Below are 20,622 nucleotides of genomic sequence, written 5' to 3'. Positions count from 1 at the left end.
TCCGGACGATGCGGCGGCGGGCCGGGCCGACCGTGACACACTTGAGTCATGACCGACCTTGACCTCGGTGGCCTGAGCCTCGAGGAGGCCGAGCGCGAGATCTACGCGCACATCGTCTCCCGCAACCCCGAGCACGACTTCGAACCCACGATCGACCGCGTCCGCGACGCGTGCGACCTCCTCGGCAGCCCCCAGCAGGCGTACAAGGTGGTCCACCTCACGGGCACCAACGGCAAGACGTCCACCGCGCGCATGACCGAGTCGCTCGTGCGCGAGCACGGGCTGCGTACCGGCCTGTTCACGTCGCCGCACCTCACGAGCGTGCGCGAGCGCATCCAGATCGACGGCGAGCCCATCGCGAGCGAGGACTTCGTGCGGCTGTGGCTGGACGTCGCGCCGATCGTCCACATGGTCGACGCACGCTCGCTCGAGGCCGGCGGCCCGCGCATGAGCTTCTTCGAGGTGCTCACGGTCCTCGCCCTCGCGGCCTTCGCCGACGCCCCCGTGGACGTCGCGGTCGTGGAGGTCGGCATGGGCGGCGTGTGGGACGCCACCAACGTCGTCGACGGCGAGGTGTCCGTCATCACGCCCATCGGGCTCGACCACCAGCAGTGGCTCGGCGACTCGCTCGTCGACATCGCGGCGGAGAAGTCCGGGATCATCAAGGAGGGCGCCGCGGTCGTCATCGCCGAACAGTCCGAGAGCGTCCTGCCGGTGCTCGAGTCCGCGATCGCCGAGCGCGGCGCCCGCGCGTACTGGGAGGGCGAGGCGCTCGAGGTCATGGAGCGGCAGCCCGGCGTGGGCGGCCAGCTGGTGACCCTCCGCACCCCGGCGGCGACCTACGCCGACATCTTCGTGCCGCTCTACGGCGCCCACCAGGCCCACAACGCGCTGCTCGCGCTCGCCGCGGTCGAGCTGCTGCTCGCCGCCGGCGGCGAGCCGGTCTCGCTGTCCGGCGAGGCCGTGGAGGCGGGCTTCGCCCAGGTGAGCTCGCCGGGGCGCCTCGAGGCAGTCCGCACGTCGCCGCTGATCCTCGTCGACGCGGCCCACAACCCGCACGGCATCGACGCCATGGTCGACGCGCTGGAGGAGTCCTTCGCGTTCGAGACGCTCGTCGGCGTGGTGGGCGTGCTCGCCGACAAGGATGCCGAGGGCATCCTCGCGGCGCTCGAGCCCGCGCTCGCGCACGTCGTCGTGACCGCGTCGCCGTCGCCGCGCGCGATCCCGGTCGAGGACCTCGAGAGGATCGCCATCGCCGTCTTCGGCGAGGACCGCGTCACCGCCACCGGCTCCGTGCCGGACGCGATCGACGCGGCCGTGCAGCGCGCCGAGCGCGACAACGACCTGGGCGCGGGCGTGCTCGTGGTCGGATCCATCACCCTCGTCGCCGAGACCCGCATCCTCACGGGCGCGGACCGTCGCAAGGGCCAGGGGCAGGCCCGATGAGCGCACGTCCCCAGCGTCCCGCGACGCTGATCTTCTGCCAGGCCGTGCTCGCGCTCCAGTCGCTCGCGGCGTTCTTCGCGGTGCTCGTGCTGTGGGGCCTGGACCGGGCGGGCGAGGTCGACCTGTCGGGCGGCCTGCTGTGGGGTGGCGGGCTCGGGCTCGTGGTCGCCTTCGGCTACGCCGCGGGGCAGCAGGCGAAGCGCTGGGGCCGGTGGCTCGGCTGGGCGCTCCAGGTGCCGATGCTCCTCGCCGGCTTCATCGAGCCCACCATCGCCATCATCGGCGGCACCTTCCTGCTGACATGGATCATCGGGCTGCGGCTCGGGAAGCGCATCGACCGCGAGCGTGCCGAGCGCGCCGCGGCGGAGGCGGACGCCGAGGCCGACGCCGAGGCTGATGCGGAGGCCGCCGCGGACGGCGAGCAGGCATGAGCCCGTTCCTGTGGCGCATGGGCGGCGCCCTCGCGCTCGGCGTGCTGGGACTCACCCTCGTCTTCTGGCAGCTCGAGCACGCGTCGCTGTACGCGTTCGCCGGGCTGGGACGGCCGTCGGCCGCGGTCTACGCGCTGCTGTTCACCGGCCTCGTGCTGGTCAACGTGTCGGTCTTCTACATGCTCACGCGCTGGTCGCGCTTCCTGCGCGAGCACCCCGAGACGCGCCAGCTCCCGCCGTGGTTCCTGGTGGGCCTGATCGTGCTGTCCGGCGCGGTGCTGGTGACCGGCATCGCGGTGCACGCGGGCTACCTGCGCTCGCTCGACCCGCTGCCCACGACCATCAGCCAGGGCTTCGTGGCCTTCGAGGTGTCGTTCGCGGCGCTCATCCTCGTGCCGCTCGTTCTGCTCGCGGTCCGCTGGTCCACCGGCTACCGCAACGCCTGAGCGGCGCCGCGCCGCCGCATCGTCCCGTCAGACGGTGACGACCGAGGTGATGTCGTAGCCCTCGAGCGCCTCGCGCCCCGGCAGCTCGCCGATCTCGATGAGGAAGCTGAAGCGCACCGACGCGGCGCCGCCGCGCTCGAGCATCTCGGCGACCGCGCGGGCCGTGCCGCCCGTCGCGAGGACGTCGTCGATGACGAGGACGTGCTTGCCCTCGACCGAGCCGGCGCTGACCGCGAGGTCGCGTGCGCCGTACTCGATCTCCGCAGACGACTCGAGCAGGTCGACGCCGGGCATCTTGCCCTTCTTGCGGACCATCGCCATGCCGACGTCGAGCGTCTGCGCGACGACCGGAGCGAAGATGAAGCCGCGCGCGTCCACGCCGGCGACGACGTCCACCTGCGAGCCGCTCGGCGGCATCAGCTGGATGCAGGCCTCGCGGAAGCGCTCGGGGCTCGCCAGGATCGGCGCGATGTCGTAGAAGAGGATCCCCTCGATGGGGAAGTCGGGATACGTGTCGAAGTCGTCGATCGTGATCACGGGTCCATCCTGTCACGGGGCGGTCCCGGCCTCGGCTGATGCCCGCCGCCAGGCGCGTCACCGCCGACCCGCTGCCGCCACCCCACCGCCAGCCGTACCGCTGATGGTGCGGATCCGCGGTTCCGAAGGGCTCCCCGTACCGCTGAGCGTCCACCGCCGCGCCTAACCCGCCTTCGGGCCGGGGATCGTGTCGCCTCCACCGCTGACAACCGGCTTGTGGTGCCGATCCGTGTCGCTGCAACGGCGAAGCGCACCACCAGCGGTACCGCAGACCCCAGGATCGGCCCCGCACGCACCGCCAGCGGTATGGGGTCGGTGGACACCATCGCGGCCCGCCCCGCTAGGCTCCCCACCATGACGGAACGCACCCTCATCCTGGTCAAGCCCGACGGCGTGAAGCGCGGTCTGTCGGGGGAGGTCCTCCGGCGGGTCGAGGCGAAGGGCTACACGCTCGCCGCCGTCGAGCTGCGCCAGGCGACCCCCGAGCTGCTCGCCGAGCACTACGCGGAGCACGTGGGCAAGCCGTTCTACGACCCGCTGGTCGAGTTCATGCTGTCCGGCCCCGTCCTCGCGGTGGTCGCCGAGGGCCAGCGCGTGATCGAGGGCTTCCGGGTGATGGCCGGACCCACCGACCCGACCACGGCCGCCCCGGGCTCGATCCGCGGCGACCTCGCCCGCCAGTGGGACCTGCCGGTGATCCACAACATCGTGCACGGCTCGGACTCGCCGGAGTCCGCCGAGCGCGAGATTGGGATCTGGTTCCCGGGCCTGTAGCGCGTCACCGGGAAGCCTCCCACCAGGCAGAACGATGGTCTGGGCGGGCGTGCTCGTGCCTCACCTGAGCACGCGGGCGATTCCCCTACACTCGCACCCATGCATCTCAAGACGCTGACGCTGCGAGGCTTCAAGTCCTTCGCGTCGGCGACCACCCTCGAGTTCGAGCCCGGCGTCACGTGCGTCGTGGGCCCGAACGGCTCGGGCAAGTCGAACGTGGTCGACGCGCTCGCGTGGGTGATGGGCGAGCAGGGTGCGAAGACGCTGCGCGGCGGCCAGATGGCGGACGTCATCTTCGCCGGCACGTCCGGCCGCGCACCGCTGGGCCGCGCCGAGGTGTCGCTCACGATCGACAACACCGACGGCGCGCTGCCGATCGACTACACCGAGGTGACGATCAGCCGCACGCTGTTCCGCAGCGGCGGCTCCGAGTACGCGATCAACGGCTCCGCGTGCCGCCTCCTCGACATCCAGGACCTGCTGTCCGACTCCGGCCTCGGCCGCGAGATGCACGTGATCGTTGGTCAGGGCCAGCTCGACGCGGTGCTGCGCGCGACGCCCGAGGACCGCCGTCACTTCATCGAGGAGGCCGCGGGCATCCTCAAGCACCGCCGCCGCAAGGACAAGGCGCTGCGCAAGCTCGACTCGATGCAGGCCAACCTCACCCGCGTCCAGGACCTCACGGGCGAGATCCGCCGCCAGCTCGGCCCGCTGGGCAAGCAGGCCGAGGTCGCCCGCCAGGCGCAGCGCATCCAGGTCGACGTCCGCGACGCCCGCTCGCGCCTCCTCGCCGACGACATCGGCACGCTCACCGAGTCGATGTCCAAGGACAAGGCGGACGAGACCGCGCTGCTCGAGCGCCGCGCCACCGTCGAGAAGGCCCTCGCCGACGCCCGCGCGCTGCTCGCGGAGCTCGAGCGCCAGTCCGCCGAGGCGGCGCCCGCGCTCACCCGCGCCAACGACACCTTCTACCGTCTCAGCGCGATCCGCGAGCGGCTCCGGAACCTCCACACGCTCGCCGAGGAGCGCCTGCGCATGCTCGGCAGCACCCAGAGCGAGGCGCCGCCCACGGATCTGGTCGACCTCGACGAGCAGGTCGAGCGCGCGCGGACCGCCCGCCGGGAGCTCGAGGCCGAGGTCGAGGCCGCCGCGGCCGACCTCGAGGCCGCGATCGAGGCCCGCAAGGACGCCGAGGAGAAGGCCTTCCAGTCGGACCGTCATCACGCCAACCTGCTCCGCTCGGTCGCGGACCGCCGCGAGGGCGTCGCCCGCCTCGCCGGCCAGGTCGCGGCCAAGCGCTCGCGCGTCGAGTCCGCCGAGGCGGAGATCGGCCGCCTCCAGGAGCAGCTCGCCGCCGCGGAGAAGCGCGCGCACGACGCCAACGCCGAGTTCCAGCACGTCGAGACCTCCGTCGCCACCGTCGACGCGGGGGAGGAGGACCTCGACGTCCAGCACGAGTCCGCCACCGAGGCATGGGAGCGCGCCAAGGCCGCCGTCTCCGAGCTCAAGGACGCCCTCCACACCGCGATGCGCGAGCGCGACTCGTGGGCCGCGCGCGGCGAGGCCCTCGAGCTGTCGCTCGTGCGCAAGGACGGCGCGGGCGCGCTGCTCGCGAGCGGCCTGCGTGCCGTCACCGGCACCGTCGCCTCGCTCATCGAGGTGGGGGACGATGCGGAGGACGCCCTCGCGGCCGCCCTCGGCCCGCTCGCGGACGCCCTCGCCGTCGACTCCGTCGAGGACGCCGTCGACGCCATCCGCTGGCTGCGGGACGAGGACGCCGGACGCGCCCGCTTCCTGGTCGCCGACGCGGCCGCCACCGCCGACAACCCCGCCGTCGCCCTGCCGGCCGGCGCGCGCTGGGCCACCGACCTCGTCGACGGCCCGGCCGCGCTGCTCGCGACCGTCCGCTCGCTGGTCGCGGGCGTCGCCGTCGTCGACGACCTGGCCGCGGCGCGCGCGCTCGTGGCCGCGCATCGTGACGTCACGGCCGTGACCCGCCGCGGCGACGTCCTGGGCGGCCGCACCGCCTCGGGCGGCGCCGGCGACGCCCCCAGCGTCATCCACGTGCAGGCGGCCTTCGACGACGCGCGCGAGAAGCGCGACCTCGCCGCCACCCGGGTCGAGGCCACGGAGGCGCGGCTGAGCGCCGCGGAGGAGGCCGAGGGCGAGGCCCGCGGCCTCCACGAGCGCACGCTCGCGCGCCTGAACGAGGCCGACGCCCGCATGGCCGCGGTCGCCGAGAAGCTCGGCCAGCTCGGCGCCCAGGCGCGCGCCGCCAAGGCCGAGTCCGAGCGCTTCACCGACCAGCTCGACCAGGCCCACGGCCGCATGAAGGCCGACGAGGACGAGCTCGCGAGCCTCACCGAGCGCCTCGCCGCCGCCCAGGCCGAGCCCGAGCAGTTCGAGGCCGACACCCGCGAGGCGCAGGAGCGGCGCGACGAGGACGAGGCGGACGCCCGCACCTCCCGGGCCAAGGAGACCGAGGCCCGCCTCGCGCTGCGCACCTCCGAGGAGCGCGCCCGCGCCCTCGCCGCGAGGGCCGAGAGCCTCGAGCGCGCCGCGCTCGCCGAGCGCGAGGCCCGCGTCCGCGCCGAGGCCGCCGCCGCCCGCCGTGAGCGCCAGGCCCAGGCCGCGCGCGAGGTCATCGCCGGCAGCCAGGACGCCATCGCGCTCATCGACGTCTCCGTCCAGCACGCCGACGACAAGCGCGCCGAGGTCGAGGCCGCGCGCGCCGAGCGCACCGGCAGGCTCGCCGAGGTGCGCCGCAGCGTCGACGAGCTGTCCACCGAGCACGCCCGTCTCACCGACGACGCGCACCGCGACGAGGTGGCCCGCGCCGAGCAGAACGTGCGCCTCGAGCAGCTGCGCCAGCGCGCCGTCGACGAGCTCGGCATGGATCCCGACCGCCTGGTCGAGGAGTACGGGCCGCACCTGGGCGTCCCCGTCGTCGACCCCGACGCGGACCCCGACGTCGAGCCCGAGACCACGCCGTACGTGCGCGAGCAGCAGGAGAAGCGCCTGCGCCAGGCCGAGCGCGCCATGAACCAGCTGGGCCGCGTCAACCCTCTCGCGCTGGAGGAGTTCGCGGCGCTCGAGGAGCGCCACAAGTTCCTCACCGACCAGCTCGCGGACATCAAGCGCTCGCGCGAGGACCTGCTCACGATCGTCAAGGAGATCGACGAGCGCGTCGAGGTGATCTTCGCGGAGGCCTTCGCGGACACCGCCGCGCAGTTCGACCGGGTCTTCCCGCGCCTGTTCCCGGGCGGCGAGGGCCGGCTCGTGCTCACCGACCCCGCGCACATGCTCACCACGGGCATCGAGGTCGAGGCGCGCCCCGCCGGCAAGAAGGTCAAGCGGCTCTCGCTGCTGTCCGGCGGCGAGCGCTCGCTCACCGCGGTCGCGCTGCTCGTGTCGATCTTCAAGGCGCGCCCCAGCCCGTTCTACGTGATGGACGAGGTCGAGGCGGCCCTCGACGACGTCAACCTGGGTCGCCTGCTGGAGATCTTCCGCGAGCTGCAGGAGGACTCCCAGCTCATCGTCATCACGCACCAGAAGCGCACCATGGAGATCGCCGACGCCCTCTACGGCGTGACGATGCGCGGCGACGGCGTCACCACCGTCATCAGTCAGCGCCTGCGCGACGACGACGCCGCCTGACGGCCCTGGCAGACCGCCCATCGGCGGCGATCCGGGAACACCGTCGGAGCCGACACGTTCTCTCCTCGGGGCGAGTGCCCCTTTTTTCATCACTTGTCCGGTGCGCGATGCCGGGCGAGAAGGCCGAGGGCCGACGGGCCCGAGGCGTGGGGAGCGACGCATGTTCAACTACATGGTGCAGACGCTGGTGGTCGGCGGGCTCATCGCCACCATCGTGTTCGTGGCCGCCTTCGCGAGCGAGGGACGCGGCCGCCGCGTCGTGCGCATCCTGCTGGGCGCCGAGGAGCGCCGGCCCGTGCGCGAGCACCTGTTCGACGAGATCGAGCGCCCCGAGGCCACCCTGGACGTCGTGGGCGAGCTCGGCCGCGAGACCGCCTCGCTCCCGACCGTCACGATGCGCCACACCCCGGCGCAGCCCGCGCGCCACCGCGCCTGACGCCCCCGCGGGACCGGCGACACTCCGCCGGGTGACCTGACAGACTGTGCCCGTGGACATCTCATGGATCCCTGGTGACAGCGACCTCCTGGTGACCATCGTCGCCGGCCTCGTCGTGATCGGCGGCGTCGGCGCCGCCCTCCTCGGCCGCAGCAGGAAGGCGCCGCCCCGCGAGGCGCCCCCGCGCCGGGACGATGCGGCGGCCGCCGCCGCGACCACGGTCGAGGAGGCGCCCGAGGAGGCCCTCGAGGAGGCCGCGCCCGCGGTCGAGACCCCCGAGGCGGTCGATCATCGGTTCGGCCGGCTGCGCCGTCGCGTGGGCACCACCTTCGGCCAGTCGCTGCTCGCGATCTTCCGCCGCGGGTCCCTGTCGCAGGACGACTGGGACGAGCTCGAGGAGACCCTCCTCATGGCGGACGTGGGCGCCGCCGCCACCGACGAGCTGCTCGCGGACCTCAAGGCCCGCCTCAAGGCGGACCCCGACGGCGACCCGCGCGCCCTGCTGCGCGCCGCGCTGCTCGACGTCGTCGACCCCTCGCTCGACCGCTCGCTCGCGCTCGGCGCGCCCGGCGACGGCGAGCTCCACAGCGCCGTCGTCGTCGGCGTCAACGGGGTGGGCAAGACCACCACCGTGGGCAAGCTCGCCCGCGTGCTCGTCGCCGAGGACCGCAGCGTCGTGCTCGGCGCGGCCGACACGTTCCGCGCGGCCGCCGCCGACCAGCTCGAGACCTGGGGCGCCCGCGTGGGCGTGCCGGTGGTGCGCGCCTACGTGGACGGCGCGGACCCCGCCTCCGTCGCGTACGAGGCCGCGGACCGCGCGCGCACGGACGCCGCCGAGGTGCTGCTCGTCGACACCGCGGGCCGGCTGCAGAACAAGCAGGGCCTCATGGACGAGCTCGGCAAGATCGTCCGCGTCGTGTCGAAGGTGAGCCCGCCCAAGGAGGTGCTGCTCGTCCTCGACGCGACCACCGGCCAGAACGGCCTCACCCAGGCGCGGGTGTTCGGGCAGGTCGCCCCGCTCACCGGCATCGTCCTCACCAAGCTCGACGGCACCGCCAAGGGCGGCATCGTCCTCGCCGTGCAGCGCGAGCTCGGGGTGCCCGTGAAGTTCGTCGGCCTCGGCGAGGGCGCGGACGATCTCGCGCCCTTCGACCCCGCGGGCTTCGTGGACTCGCTGCTCGGCGACTAGCGGGCCGGACCGACCGGGGAGCGCGTCGCGACGCGCCCGGCACCCGGGATGTCCGTTTGCGCAACGCACCTTTTACCTGCGTGCCGTCGATGTAACCGTTCGGAAACATGGGGGTCGTCCAGGTTTAACAACATTGCGGAAGTCTCTTGGATGACTAGCCGGAGGGCTAGCGAAAAGGAGAGACAAACCAATGGAAGACGCAATGGCATACGCCGACGGAGTGGGGGCCCTCGGCTGGCTCCTCGTGTCGGCTTCGCTGGTGCTGCTGATGACGCCTGCCCTGGCGTTCTTCTACGGCGGCATGTCGCGCAGCAAGTCCGTCCTGAACATGATGATGATGAGCTTCGGCGCCCTCGGCGTCGGCATGCTCGCGTGGATCCTGTTCGGCTACTCGATCTCGGCCGGCCCCACCGTCAACAACCTCTTCGGTGAGCCGTTCTCGAACTTCGGCATGATCGATGTGGTCAACAACTACGCCGACGACCCGATCACGCTGATCTCGGCCGGCTTCGGCGCCACGTTCGCCATCATCACCGTCGCGCTGATCTCCGGCTCGGTCGCGGACCGCATGAAGTTCTCCGCCTGGCTGACCTTCGCGTTCATCTGGGTCATCCTCGTGTACGCGCCCGTCTCGCACTGGGTCTGGGGCACCGGCACCAACGGTGAGGGCTTCGACGCGCTGCTCGGTGGCGGCGGCCCGCTCTTCGCGGACCTGCCCGGCCCGTACGACTTCGCCGGCGGTACCGTCGTCCACATCAACGCCGGTGTGGCCGGTCTCGTGCTCGCTCTCCTTCTCGGCATCCGCAAGGGCTTCGGCAAGGAGCCCTTCAAGCCCCACAACCTGCCGTTCGTCATGCTCGGCGCGGCCCTCCTGTGGTTCGGCTGGTTCGGCTTCAACGCCGGTTCGGCGTTCGCCGCCGACGGCTACGCGGCCCTCGCGTGGGTCAACACCACCACCGCAACCGCGCTCGGTATGCTCGGCTGGCTCCTCACGGAGAAGCTCCGCGACGGCAAGGCCACCTCGCTCGGCGCCGCCTCCGGTGTGGTCGCGGGTCTCGTCGCGATCACCCCGGCCTGTGCCTCGGTCGACACCTGGGGCGCCATCGCGGTCGGCTTCTTCGCCGGTGTCCTCTCGGCCCTCGCGGTCGGCCTCAAGTACAAGTTCGGCTACGACGACTCGCTCGACGTCGTGGGCGTCCACCTCGTCTCCGGCCTCTGGGGCACGCTGGCCATCGGCCTCGTCGCCTCGGGCACCATCAACGGTGACGCCGGTCTGTTCTACGGTGGTGGCGTGACCCTGCTCGGTGTCCAGGCTGCTGCCGCGGCGATCACGATCGTCTACTCGGCCATCATGACGCTGATCATCGGTCTGGCCATCAAGTACACGATCGGTCTTCGCGTGAGCGAGGATGTCGAGGTGCAGGGCATCGACCTCGCCGAGCACGGCGAGACCGCTTACGAGGAGGCTGTGTAAACCATGAAGCTCGTGACCGCAATCATCCAGCCCCACCGCGTCGACGAGGTCCGTGCGGCCCTCGAGGCCGCGGGCGTCAAGGGCGTCACCGTCTCCGAGGCTGCCGGCTACGGCCGCCAGAAGGGGCACACCGAGGTCTACCGCGGTGCGGAGTACACCGTCGACCTGGTGCCCAAGACCCGTCTCGAGGTCCTCGTGGACGACGCCGATGCCGCGACCGTGACCGAGGCCATCGTCTCGGCCGCGCAGACCGGCAAGATCGGTGACGGCAAGGTCTGGGTCGTCCCCGTCGACGACGTGGCCCGTGTCCGCACCGGCGAGCACGGCGCGGACGCCCTCTAAGCAGGGGAGACCGCCGGACAGATGGAGAGCCGTGAAGGCTCCCGCGCTGAGGTCCCGCACCCCCGAGGGGTGCGGGACCTCAAGCGTCTGAGGAGAGAACGCGCCGAGCAGCTCGCCGCGAGCGGGCTGCCCGGCAGGCAGCGCCGGCAGGCGATGGCGGACTTCGTGTTCGCCCACCTGAAGGAGCACTGGGACGACCACGCCGACGGCCTGCGCGACGGCATCGCCTTCGGTGCCGTCGGGTCCGTGGGCCGCGGCGACGCGGGCCCCGCGTCGGACCTCGACCTCGTGATCCTGCACGACGGGTCGACCCTGAAGAAGGATGCCGTCGCGGAGCTCGCGCAGCGCCTCTGGTACCCCATCTGGGACGCGGGCCTCGAGCTCGACCACTCGATGCGCACGCTCACCGAGTGCCGCCAGGTCGCGTCCAAGGACCTGGCCGCGGCGGCCGGGCTGCTGGACCTCCACCTCATCGCGGGCGACGAGCAGCTGCTGCTCCAGGCCCGCACGCACATCTACCAGGACTGGCGCGCCGCGGCGCGCAAGCGCCTGCCCGACCTCCTCGCCGCCTCGCGCGCCCGCGCGGAGCGCCACGGCGAGCTCGCGTACCTCATCGAGCCCCACCTCAAGGAGGCGCGCGGGGGGCTGCGCGACTACGTCAGCCTGACCGCGCTGTCCGCGACCTGGCTCACCGACCGCCCGCACGGCGCCGTCGACGCCGCGGGCGACCTGCTGCTGGACGTGCGCGACGCCCTCCAGCTCGAGACCGGCCGCAGCGTCAACGTGCTCGGCCGCCACGTCGCCCCCGAGGTCGCCGCGCGCCTCGGCTACGACGACCCCGACGACCTGCTCGCCGCGATCGGCGAGGCCGGCCGCATCGTCGCCTTCGCGCTCGACACCACCGAGCGCGGCGCGCGCCGGTCGCTCGAGCGCTCCGGCGTGGGCTCGCGCGCGTTCCTCGCGCGCCGCCGCGCCGCCGCGCCCCGCCACGTCAAGGTGGCCGAGGGGCTCATCGACGTGGATGGCGAGCTCGCGCTCGCGCCCGGCTACGCCGCGGAGGCCGATGCGCTGCTCCCGCTGCGCGCGGCGGCCACCGCCGCCACGACGGGCCTCACGTTCACCCCCACGCTGCTGGACTCACTGCAGCGCTGCCCGGACCTCCCCGAGCCGTGGCCCACGGAGGCCCGCACCTACCTCCGCGACCTGCTGCGCGGCAGCGCGCACCTGGTCGCCGTGTGGGAGGCCATGGACCTGCACGGCCTCACGGTCCGCTGGATCCCCGAGTGGGAGGGCGTGCGCAACCGTCCCCAGCGCAGCCCCATCCACCTCTACACGGTCGACCGGCACATGCTCGAGTCCGTCACGATCGCCGCGAAGCACCGTCGCGGCGCGCACCGCTCGGACCTCCTGCACCTCGCTGCGCTGCTGCACGACATCGGCAAGCGCGCGGACGCCACCGACCATTCGGTGGACGGCGCCGCGCTCATCCCCGCGATCGCCGCCCGCATGGGCCTGTCCGAGGGCACCGCGCACGACCTCGAGCTACTGGTGCGCCAGCACCTCACGCTGTCCGTGCTCGCGACCACCAAGGATCCCGAGGACCCGGCGACCGTCGCGGCGCTGCTCGACGCGATCGAGCATCGTGCCGACCTGCTCGAGATCCTGCGGGCGCTCACCGAGGCGGACTCCAAGGCCGCCGGGCCGAAGGTGTGGACCGCGTGGCGCGCCCAGCTGGTCGACACGCTGACCGACCGGGCCCGCGCGGCGCTCGGCACCGGAGGGGCGTCCCCGGTTCGGTAGTCTGGTGGGCACGTTGTGAAGGGATATCCGTGTTCGCCAACCTCTCCGATCGCCTGACAGAGACGTTCCGCAACCTGCGGGGCAAGGGCCGCCTCTCCGAGGCGGACATCGACGGCACCATCCGCGAGATCCGTCGCGCTCTGCTCGACGCCGACGTCGCCGTCCCCGTGGTCCGCACCTTCACCTCGAACATCCGCGAGCGCGCGCTCGGCGCCGAGGTGTCGGGCGCGCTCAACCCGGGCCAGCAGGTCGTCAAGATCGTCAACGAGGAGCTCATCGGCATCCTCGGCGGCGAGACCCGCGCGATGCGCTTCTCGAAGACCGGCCCGACGGTCATCATGCTCGCCGGCCTTCAGGGCGCCGGAAAGACCACGCTCGCCGGCAAGCTCGCACACCACCTCAAGCAGCAGGGCCACACCCCGCTGCTGGTCGCCGCGGACCTCCAGCGCCCCAACGCCGTCACGCAGCTCAAGGTCGTCGGCGAGCGCGCCGGCGTGCCGGTCTTCGCCCCCGAGGCGGGCGTGACGCGCGAGGACGAGCGCCCGCGCGGCAACCCCGTCAAGGTCGCGAAGAAGGGCCTCAAGGAGGCCGAGCAGCGCCAGCACAGCGTCGTCATCATCGACACCGCGGGCCGCCTCGGCATCGACCAGGAGCTCATGCGCCAGGCCGCGGACATCCGCAAGGCCACCGACCCCGACGAGGTCCTGTTCGTCATCGACGCGATGATCGGTCAGGACGCCGTGGCGACCGCCACCGCCTTCCAGGAGGGCGTCGACTTCACCGGCGTGGTCCTCACCAAGCTCGACGGCGACGCGCGAGGCGGCGCCGCGCTCTCCGTGGCCGAGGTCACCGGCCGCCCCATCATGTTCGCGTCGACGGGCGAGAAGCTCGACGACTTCGAGGTGTTCCACCCCGACCGCATGGCGTCGCGCATCCTCGACATGGGCGACATCCTCACGCTCATCGAGCAGGCCGAGCGCACGTTCGACCAGGCCGAGGCCGAGCGCATGGCCGAGAAGGTCTCCAAGGGCGAGGACTTCACGCTCGCGGACTTCCTCAGCCAGATGCAGCAGCTCAAGAACATGGGCTCGATGAAGAAGATGCTGACCATGCTCCCGGGCATGGGGCAGATCCGCGACCAGATCGAGAACTTCGACGAGCGCGAGCTGGTCCGCACCGAGGCGATCATCCAGTCGATGACGCCGCTCGAGCGCGAGAACCCCAAGGTCCTCAACGGCTCGCGCCGCGCGCGCATCGCCAAGGGCTCCGGCATGCAGGTCTCGGACATCAACTCGCTCATCAAGCGCTTCGAGCAGGCGCAGCAGATGATGCGCGCGATGTCCCGCAGCGGCGGCATGCCGCAGATGCCCGGAGCGGGCGGCGGGCCCGGCGCGTTCGGCGGCCTGCCCGGCGGCAAGAAGTCCAAGGGCAAGCAGGCGCCGCAGCGCAAGGTCAAGGGCAAGTCCGGCAACCCCGCCAAGCGCGCCCAGCAGGAGGCCGATGCGAGGAACCGGGCGGCGTCCGCCCCGGCGGCGTCGCAGGGCTCGGCCTTCGGGCTCGGCCAGCGGCCGCCGCAGGACGTCGACCGCGACGCCTTGAACGCGGACCTCTCGAAGTACCTGGGACGCTGACATGGCCCTCCACCTCACCGGGCCCGTGATCGTCGGGGACGACGACGTTCGCGACGAGGCCTGGGTGGTGGAGGGGCGCCTCACGTTCGAGCCGCCGGAGGTGGCGGCGCGCCACGAGGTGGACGGCTTCGTGCTGCCCGGGCTGGTCGACGTGCACTGCCACGTGGGCCTCGACAGCGGGGGAGCGGTCGACCCCGACCTCGCGCTCAAGCAGGCGCTGGTCGACCGCGACGCGGGCACGCTGCTGATCCGGGACGCGGGCTCGCCCACGGACACGCGCTTCCTCGACGGCGTCACCACGGCGCCGCGCCTCATCCGTGCGGGCCGGTTCATCGCGCGCCCCATGCGCTACCTGCGCCACTACGCCCGCGAGATCGACGTCGCCGACCTGCCCACGGCCATGGCCGAGGAGGCGCGCAAGGGCGACGGCTGGGTCAAGATCATCGCCGACTGGATCGACCGCGAGGTCGGCGACCTCACGCCGCTGTGGCCGGCGGACGTGCTCGCCGAGGGCGTCGCCGCGGCCCACGAGGCGGGCGCGCGCGTCACCGCGCACACGTTCGCCACCGAGACCATGGACGCGCTCCTCGACGCCGGCATCGACTGCATCGAGCACGGCACCGGCATGACCGCCGACCACATGGACGAGGCGGCGCGCCGCGGCATCCCCGTCGTCCCGACCCTGCTTCAGGTCGCCAACTTCGAGGGCTACGCCGCCCAGGGCGAGGCCCGCTTCCCCGCCTACGCGGCGCGCATGCGGCCGATGCACGAGCGTCGCTTCGCGCACGCCCTCGCGCTGCACGAGGCGGGGGTGCCGCTGCTCGTCGGCACCGACGCGGGCGGCACGATCGGACACGGCGCGCTGCCGGCCGAGGCCGCCCTCATGGCCGCCGCCGGCATCCCCGACGCCGAGGTGGTCGCGATGGCCTCGTGGCGGGCACGCGAGTTCCTCGGCGCGCCGGGCCTCGAGGAGGGCGCCCCCGCGGACCTCGTCGTGTACTCCGAGGACCCGCGCGAGGGCATCGCGGCGCTGTGCACGCCGCGCCACGTGGTGCTGCGCGGCGCGCTCGTCTGACGCCGCTCCTCTCAGCCAACTCCCAGGTCGACCTTTGAGGGCTCTCAGGTACCGCCGCTGATATTGGGGGTATGAAGCGATCCTCCGGCATCCTCGTCACCGGCCTCTCCGCCACCCTGCTGTCGACCGGCGCCGTGATGGGCTCGGGCTTCCTCTGGCCGGACGATGCGTCCACCCAGACGGTCGCCGAGGCCCAGCAGGGCGCGACCACCGACACCTCCACCGGGACCTCCTCCGGGTCGACGGACACGTCGACGGACTCGTCGACCGACACCTCGACGGACACCTCGACGCCCACCGACACGTCGACCCCGTCGGACACCTCGACGGGCACCACCGACTCGGGCACCACCGACTCGTCCACGGCGGACAGCAGCGGCAGCGGCACATACGACGGCGAGGCGATCAGCAGCCGCTACGGCGTCTTCCAGGCCGAGATCACCGTCGAGGGCGGGCAGGTGACCGCGATCGACTGGCTCCAGTCGGGCGAGGCGGACCACCATTCGCAGCAGATCAACGACTACGCGATCCCGGTCCTCGAGCAGGCCATCCTCGAGGCGCAGGACGTCAACGTCGGCTACGTCTCCGGCGCGAGCTTCACGTCCGAGGCCGTCGAGGAGGCCGTCTACAGCGCGATGCAGGTCGCGGGGCTCGCATGACCGCCGCAGCGACCCGGCCCGTCACGCATCGTGCGCCCGCGCCGCACCACGCCGTCGATCCCCGCCTGCGCGCCCGCCGCGACCGCGCCGTCACGCGCAGCCGCCGCCGCGACACGCTCGAGGCGGCCGCCTGGCTCGCCGGCGTCGGCGGCCTGTCGCTCATGCTCGCCTCGGGCTCGGTCGACGTCACCACCGTCGCCGGCCTGCTCACCACGCTGGGCCGCGTCGCCGGCATCGCCGCGTCGACGATGATCATGGCCCAGCTCATCCTCATCGCCCGCATCCCGCTCGTCGAGCAGGCGATCGGGCACGACCGCGCCGCGCGGATCCACTCCCAGCTGGGGCGCATCGGCTTCCTCGTGATCATCGCGCACATCGTGCTGCTGATCGCCGGCTACGCGATGCCCACCCAGACCGGCCTGCTCGCGCAGACCTGGGACTTCGTCGTGGGCTACGGCGGCCCGATGTTCATGGCCAGCGTGGGCTTCGTGGTGCTGTGCGCGGTGGTGATCACCTCGTACGCCATCGTGCGGAGCCGCTGGCGATACGAGAACTGGCACGCGGTCCACCTCTTCAGCTACCTCGCGGTGGGCCTGTCGATCCCGCACCAGCTGACCGACGGCCAGAGCTTCATGAGCATGGGCTTCGCGTGGTGGTACTGGGTGGTGCTGTGGACCGTCGCAGTCGGCGGCCTCCTCGCGTACCGCGTGGTCCGTCCCCTCGCGCGCTTCCTGCGCCACCGGATCCGCGTCGCCGCCGTCGGCACGCTGCCCGACGGCTCGACCGTGGTCGCGATGCACGGGCGCCAGCTGCGCCGTCTGAACGCCCAGGGCGGCCAGTTCTTCCTCTTCCGCTTCCTCCAGGCCGACATGTGGGGCCAGGCGCACCCGTACTCGCTGTCGCGGACCGTGCGCGACGGCTGGATGCGGATCACCGTCAAGCCGCTCGGCGACGGCTCGTCCGCGCTGCGCGACCTCAAGCCCGGCACGCGGGTCATGGTCGAGGGTCCGCTCGGCATCTTCACGGACGCGTCGCGCTCGGGCGACCACCTCGTGCTCGCCGGCGCGGGCGTGGGCATCACGCCCATCCTCGCGCTGCTCGAGTCCGCCGACTTCCGGGCGGGCGGCTGCACCGTCGTGGTGCGCGCGCACTCCGAGGCGGAGATCCCGCACCTCGACGAGTTCCGCGAGCTCGCCGCGGCCCGCGGCGCCCACCTCCACGTCCTCACGGGCGCCCGCGGCGACGGCTGGTCGCCCGCCGCCCTGCCGGTCACGCTGTCCCAGCTCGTGCCCACCATCGCCGGCGCCGACGTCTACGCGTGCGGCCCGCAGCCCTGGGTCGACGCCGTGATGGACGATGCGACGGCCGCCGGGGTGCCGGCCGAGCGCCGCCACGCGGAGGAGTTCGCCTGGTAGCAAGTACGATGCACGTGCGCGCGGCGGAACGATCGGACGCCCGCGCGCGTTGCCCGGACAAGCCCGTCCCCGAGCCCCCGGAGGTCCCGTGAGCACCGTCGAGGCGTACGCGCGGCGCACCGCCCGGCGGGGCTGGTGGCGCGACGGGCTGGAAGCCTCGATCTACCTCGTGGCCGCGGTCGGCGTCGCGCTGTTCGTCGCGTCGGGAGGGCTGCTCGTCACCTCCCCGATCGACCACGTCTACGGCCTCGGGCGCGTCGCCGGCATCGTCGCCGCGGTCCTCGTCCTGTCGCAGATCACGCTGATCTCGCGCGCGCCGTACGTCGAGCGCGCGCTCGGCCACGACCGCGCCGCCGCGATCCACACGCGCCTCGGCAAGGTCGCCTTCATCCTCATGCTCGTCCATGTGGGGCTCGTCCTCGTGATGAACGCCCGCTACGACGGCCGCTCGATCCTGACCGAGGCCGTCGCGCTGTGGGACCTCGGCTGGTTCATGGTGGCCGCGCAGGTCGGGCTCGGGCTGTTCACGATCGTCGTCGCGACGTCGCTCGTGATGGTGCGCTCGCGCTGGCGCTACGAGCGCTGGCACGCGGTCCACCTGCTCGTCTACGTCGCGATCGCCGCCGTGGTCCCGCACCAGTTCCTCGAGGGGTCGACCTTCCGCGACGGGGGAGCGGCGTGGTGGTTCTGGCTCGCGCTGTGGACCCTGGCCGTCGGCTCGTTCCTCGTCTTCCGCATCGTCCGCCCGCTCGTCCTGCTCGCCCGGCACGACCTCCGTGTCGCCGCGGTCGAGCCCCAGCCGGACGGCTCCACGAGCGTCGTGATGAGCGGGCGCGGCCTCGACCGGCTCGGCGCCCGGCCCGGCCAGTTCCTGCTGTGGCGCTTCCTCGACCGGCAGCGGTGGACGCAGGCGCACCCGTGGTCGCTGTCGCGCGCGCCGCGCCCCGACTCGCTGCGGATCACCGTCAAGCCCTCGGGCGACGCGTCCGCGGCGGTCGCCGGCCTGCGCGTCGGCACGCGCGTGCTCGCCGAGGGGCCGCTGGGGATCTTCACCGACGTCGAGCGCACCGCGCCCGGCTCGGTGCTCGTCGCGTCCGGCATCGGCGTCACCCCCATCCGCGCGCTGCTCGAGGAGGCGCAGGCGCCGTGCACGGTGGTGCTGCGCGTGCGCTCGCGCGAGGAGGCGCCGCTCATCGACGAGGTCGAGGCGCTCGCCGCGGAGCGCGACGCCGAGGTCGTGGTGGTGGCCGGCCCGCGCGGGTCCGGGTGGGGCACCGCGGCGGGGGAGAGCCTGGGCGCGCTGGTGCCCGACGTCGCGTCGCGCGACGTCTACGTGTGCGGCCCCGTGCGGTGGGCCGACGCGGTCGAGCTCGACGCGCGCGCCGCGGGCGTGCCCGCGACGGCCGTGCATCGGGAGAGGTTCGGATGGTGAAGGGGACACGATGAGGACGATGACCAGGACGGCGGGCGTGCTCGCCTTCGCGGGAGCCGCCGCGACGGTGCTGAGCGCATGCGGCGGGGACGCGGACGCGGAGTCCGCGGCGGGCGCCACGACGGACGTCGCGTACGCCGACGGCACGTACGACGGGCCGCGCATCGAGAACGCGCGCGGCGGCTACCAGGCGCAGGTCACGATCGAGGGCGGTGCGATCACGGACGTGCAGGCCATCGAGGCCGGCACCGACGCGCCCGAGTCCGTCGAGATCAACGCCCGCGCCATCCCCGAGCTGCGCGACAAGGTCATCGAGGCGCAGAGCGCCGACGTCGAGGCCGTGTCGGGCTCGTCCTACACGTCGCCGGCCTTCCTCGAGTCCATCCAGGGCGCGCTCGACGACGCCGCGGCGGCGGGCTAGACGATGCGCGCGTCCCGGGCCGTGCTGGTCGCCGGCGGGTGCGCCGCGATCGTCGGTGCGGGCTGGGCGGCGGCGCCCAAGGAGCTGCCCACGCTCGACCTCGTCGCGCCGTCGAGCCCCGACGCCTCGCCCAGCGCGAGCCCGAGCGCCTCGCCGGTTCCGAGCGTCACGCCCGAGCCCGCGCCCACCCCGTCCGTGACGTGCGAGCCCGACGACAGCGGCGACGACGAGGACGACGACAAGGACTTCCGCGAGGACGACGACTGCGCGATCGCGACGCCCGCGCCGGCGGCCACGACGCCGAGCCCGACGCCCACCGCCACCGCCACCGCGCAGGCCGACCCGGCCCCCGCATCGTCCACGCACGACGGGCCCGTCGTCACCAACGCCCGCGGCGACTACCAGGCCCGCATCACCGTCACCGGCGGCGAGGTGACCGACGTGCAGGCGATCGTCGCGGGCACGCAGGACGCGCAGTCGGTGCAGATCAACGCGCGCGCGATCCCCGAGCTGCGCGAGAAGGTGCTCGCGGCGCAGACGTGGGACGTGGAGGCCGTCAGCGGCGCCTCGTTCACCTCGCCCGCGTTCATCGAGTCCATGCGCGGCGCGTTCGAGGAGGCAGGACTGTGACCGAGACGTTCCGGACCACGGTCCACGCGATGGCGATGCCGTTCGTGGTCGAGCTCGACGACCCGGACCCGGCCGAGGTCGACGGGGCGCTCGCGCAGTTCCACGCCGGGCTCGTGTGGGCCGACGAGGTCTTCTCGCTGTGGAAGGAGGACTCGTACCTCAGCGGCTACCTGCGCGGCGACCTCACGCTCGACGAGGCGCCGCACGAGCTCCGCGAGGTGCTCGAGGCGTGCGAGTGGTACCGCGAGGCCACCCTGGGCGGCTTCGACGCGCGCCGCCAGGACGGCGTCCTGGACCCGACGGGGCTTGTGAAGGGGTGGGCGGTCGCACGCGCCAGCCGCCACCTGCGGGCCGCGCGCGCCTCCGACTGGATGGTGGGGGCGTCCGGCGACGTCCTCGTGGGCGGCGGCCGCGCACGCCGCATCGGCATCGCGGACCCGCGCGTCAAGGGCGACCCGACCGGCACGCCGGTGGTCGACGTGGTCGAGCTGGGCGGTGCGTTCACGGCGCTCGCGACGTCCGGCGGCGCGCAGGTGGTCGACCACATCTGGGACCCGGTCACGGGCGAGACCGCGCGCCACTACATGCAGGTGTCAGTGGCGGGCCGCGACCTCACCGAGTGCGACGCGTGGGCCACCGCGATCGCCGGGGGAGGGCCGCGCATCGTCGCCGCGGCCCTCGAGCGCGGGCTCGAGGTGCTGCTCGTCACGGGCGGCCGCTACGACGGCACGTACGATGCGCAGTCGTCGCCCGGGTGGCCCAGCGTGAGGTGACCGGGGCGCGAGGTTGGTCGCGCATCGTCCCATCTGGCACAATGGGTCGCTGGC

General features: G+C 73.2%; 19 protein-coding genes. 18 read left to right on the top strand and 1 reads right to left on the bottom strand.

Annotation, left to right across the window (positions count from 1 at the left end):
- Window positions 1-48 precede the first annotated feature (48 nt).
- Genes AOM02_RS05185 through AOM02_RS05175 form a run of 3 tightly spaced genes read left to right on the top strand, consistent with a single transcriptional unit; the run spans window position 49 to window position 2,323 of the window.
- Entirely contained in the window at window positions 49-1,446 is a 1,398-nt protein-coding gene (locus AOM02_RS05185) for a bifunctional folylpolyglutamate synthase/dihydrofolate synthase (RefSeq protein ID WP_062297325.1), read from the top strand.
- The gene (locus tag AOM02_RS05180; RefSeq protein ID WP_062297323.1) at window positions 1,443-1,877 is read left to right on the top strand and encodes a DUF4233 domain-containing protein; all 435 of its coding nucleotides are present in this window, start codon (window positions 1,443-1,445) and stop codon (window positions 1,875-1,877) included. Before AOM02_RS05185 ends, AOM02_RS05180 begins: the two co-directional genes overlap by 4 nt.
- Window positions 1,874-2,323 (top strand): hypothetical protein, encoded by a 450-nt coding sequence (locus AOM02_RS05175; protein WP_062297321.1) that lies wholly within the window; start codon window positions 1,874-1,876, stop codon window positions 2,321-2,323. The genes AOM02_RS05180 and AOM02_RS05175 overlap by 4 nt, the downstream gene beginning before the upstream one ends.
- 27 nt (window positions 2,324-2,350) lie before the next feature.
- Here the strand turns inward: AOM02_RS05175 and AOM02_RS05170 are convergent, their stop codons facing one another.
- Window positions 2,351-2,860 (bottom strand): adenine phosphoribosyltransferase, encoded by a 510-nt coding sequence (locus AOM02_RS05170; protein WP_062297319.1) that lies wholly within the window; start codon window positions 2,858-2,860, stop codon window positions 2,351-2,353.
- A 354-nt stretch (window positions 2,861-3,214) separates the two neighbouring features.
- Between AOM02_RS05170 and ndk the strand changes: the two genes are divergently transcribed.
- From ndk to AOM02_RS14240, 15 genes are all read left to right on the top strand, one after another.
- Window positions 3,215-3,634 (top strand): nucleoside-diphosphate kinase, encoded by a 420-nt coding sequence (ndk, locus tag AOM02_RS05165; protein WP_062297317.1) that lies wholly within the window; start codon window positions 3,215-3,217, stop codon window positions 3,632-3,634.
- A 99-nt stretch (window positions 3,635-3,733) separates the two neighbouring features.
- A complete protein-coding gene (gene smc, locus AOM02_RS05160) occupies window positions 3,734-7,291 on the top strand; it encodes a chromosome segregation protein SMC (RefSeq protein ID WP_062297315.1) in 3,558 nt (1,185 codons plus the stop codon).
- 160 nt (window positions 7,292-7,451) lie between these two features.
- Window positions 7,452-7,727 (top strand): hypothetical protein, encoded by a 276-nt coding sequence (locus AOM02_RS05155; RefSeq protein WP_062297313.1) that lies wholly within the window; start codon window positions 7,452-7,454, stop codon window positions 7,725-7,727.
- A 52-nt stretch (window positions 7,728-7,779) separates the two neighbouring features.
- A complete protein-coding gene (gene ftsY / locus AOM02_RS05150) occupies window positions 7,780-8,916 on the top strand; it encodes a signal recognition particle-docking protein FtsY (RefSeq protein WP_228373776.1) in 1,137 nt (378 codons plus the stop codon).
- Between the two features lie 202 nt (window positions 8,917-9,118).
- Window positions 9,119-10,390: an ammonium transporter gene (locus AOM02_RS05145; protein WP_062297311.1), complete on the top strand. Its 1,272-nt coding sequence runs from the start codon at window positions 9,119-9,121 to the stop codon at window positions 10,388-10,390.
- 3 nt (window positions 10,391-10,393) lie between these two features.
- Entirely contained in the window at window positions 10,394-10,732 is a 339-nt protein-coding gene (locus tag AOM02_RS05140) for a P-II family nitrogen regulator (protein ID WP_042215355.1), read from the top strand.
- Between the two features lie 69 nt (window positions 10,733-10,801).
- Window positions 10,802-12,532 carry a [protein-PII] uridylyltransferase family protein gene (locus tag AOM02_RS05135; protein ID WP_228373775.1) on the top strand — a complete coding sequence of 577 codons (1,731 nt, stop codon included), beginning with the start codon at window positions 10,802-10,804 and terminating at the stop codon, window positions 12,530-12,532.
- A 29-nt stretch (window positions 12,533-12,561) separates the two neighbouring features.
- A complete protein-coding gene (gene ffh, locus AOM02_RS05130; RefSeq protein ID WP_062297307.1) occupies window positions 12,562-14,163 on the top strand; it encodes a signal recognition particle protein in 1,602 nt (533 codons plus the stop codon).
- Window position 14,164: 1 nt separating this feature from the next.
- Window positions 14,165-15,238, top strand: a complete 1,074-nt coding sequence (locus AOM02_RS05125; protein WP_062297303.1) for an amidohydrolase family protein — start codon at window positions 14,165-14,167, stop codon at window positions 15,236-15,238.
- A 71-nt stretch (window positions 15,239-15,309) separates the two neighbouring features.
- Window positions 15,310-15,897 carry an FMN-binding protein gene (locus AOM02_RS05120; protein WP_062297302.1) on the top strand — a complete coding sequence of 196 codons (588 nt, stop codon included), beginning with the start codon at window positions 15,310-15,312 and terminating at the stop codon, window positions 15,895-15,897.
- Window positions 15,894-17,312 carry a ferredoxin reductase family protein gene (locus AOM02_RS05115; protein ID WP_062297296.1) on the top strand — a complete coding sequence of 473 codons (1,419 nt, stop codon included), beginning with the start codon at window positions 15,894-15,896 and terminating at the stop codon, window positions 17,310-17,312. The genes AOM02_RS05120 and AOM02_RS05115 overlap by 4 nt, the downstream gene beginning before the upstream one ends.
- Window positions 17,313-17,400: 88 nt before the next feature.
- Complete coding sequence (locus AOM02_RS05110; RefSeq protein ID WP_062297294.1) at window positions 17,401-18,744, top strand: ferredoxin reductase family protein; 1,344 nt, start codon at window positions 17,401-17,403, stop codon at window positions 18,742-18,744.
- A 19-nt stretch (window positions 18,745-18,763) separates the two neighbouring features.
- Complete coding sequence (locus tag AOM02_RS14250; RefSeq protein WP_062297292.1) at window positions 18,764-19,165, top strand: FMN-binding protein; 402 nt, start codon at window positions 18,764-18,766, stop codon at window positions 19,163-19,165.
- A gap of 3 nt (window positions 19,166-19,168) precedes the next feature.
- Entirely contained in the window at window positions 19,169-19,795 is a 627-nt protein-coding gene (locus AOM02_RS14245; protein WP_062297290.1) for an FMN-binding protein, read from the top strand.
- The gene (locus tag AOM02_RS14240) at window positions 19,792-20,568 is read left to right on the top strand and encodes an FAD:protein FMN transferase (RefSeq protein WP_062297288.1); all 777 of its coding nucleotides are present in this window, start codon (window positions 19,792-19,794) and stop codon (window positions 20,566-20,568) included. Before AOM02_RS14245 ends, AOM02_RS14240 begins: the two co-directional genes overlap by 4 nt.
- Window positions 20,569-20,622 lie beyond the last annotated feature (54 nt).

It is taken from the genome of Demequina maris (assembly GCF_000971155.1).
Taxonomy (GTDB): Bacteria; Actinomycetota; Actinomycetes; order Actinomycetales; family Demequinaceae; genus Demequina; species Demequina maris.
This window is presented reverse-complemented; position numbering and strand designations above follow the sequence as displayed.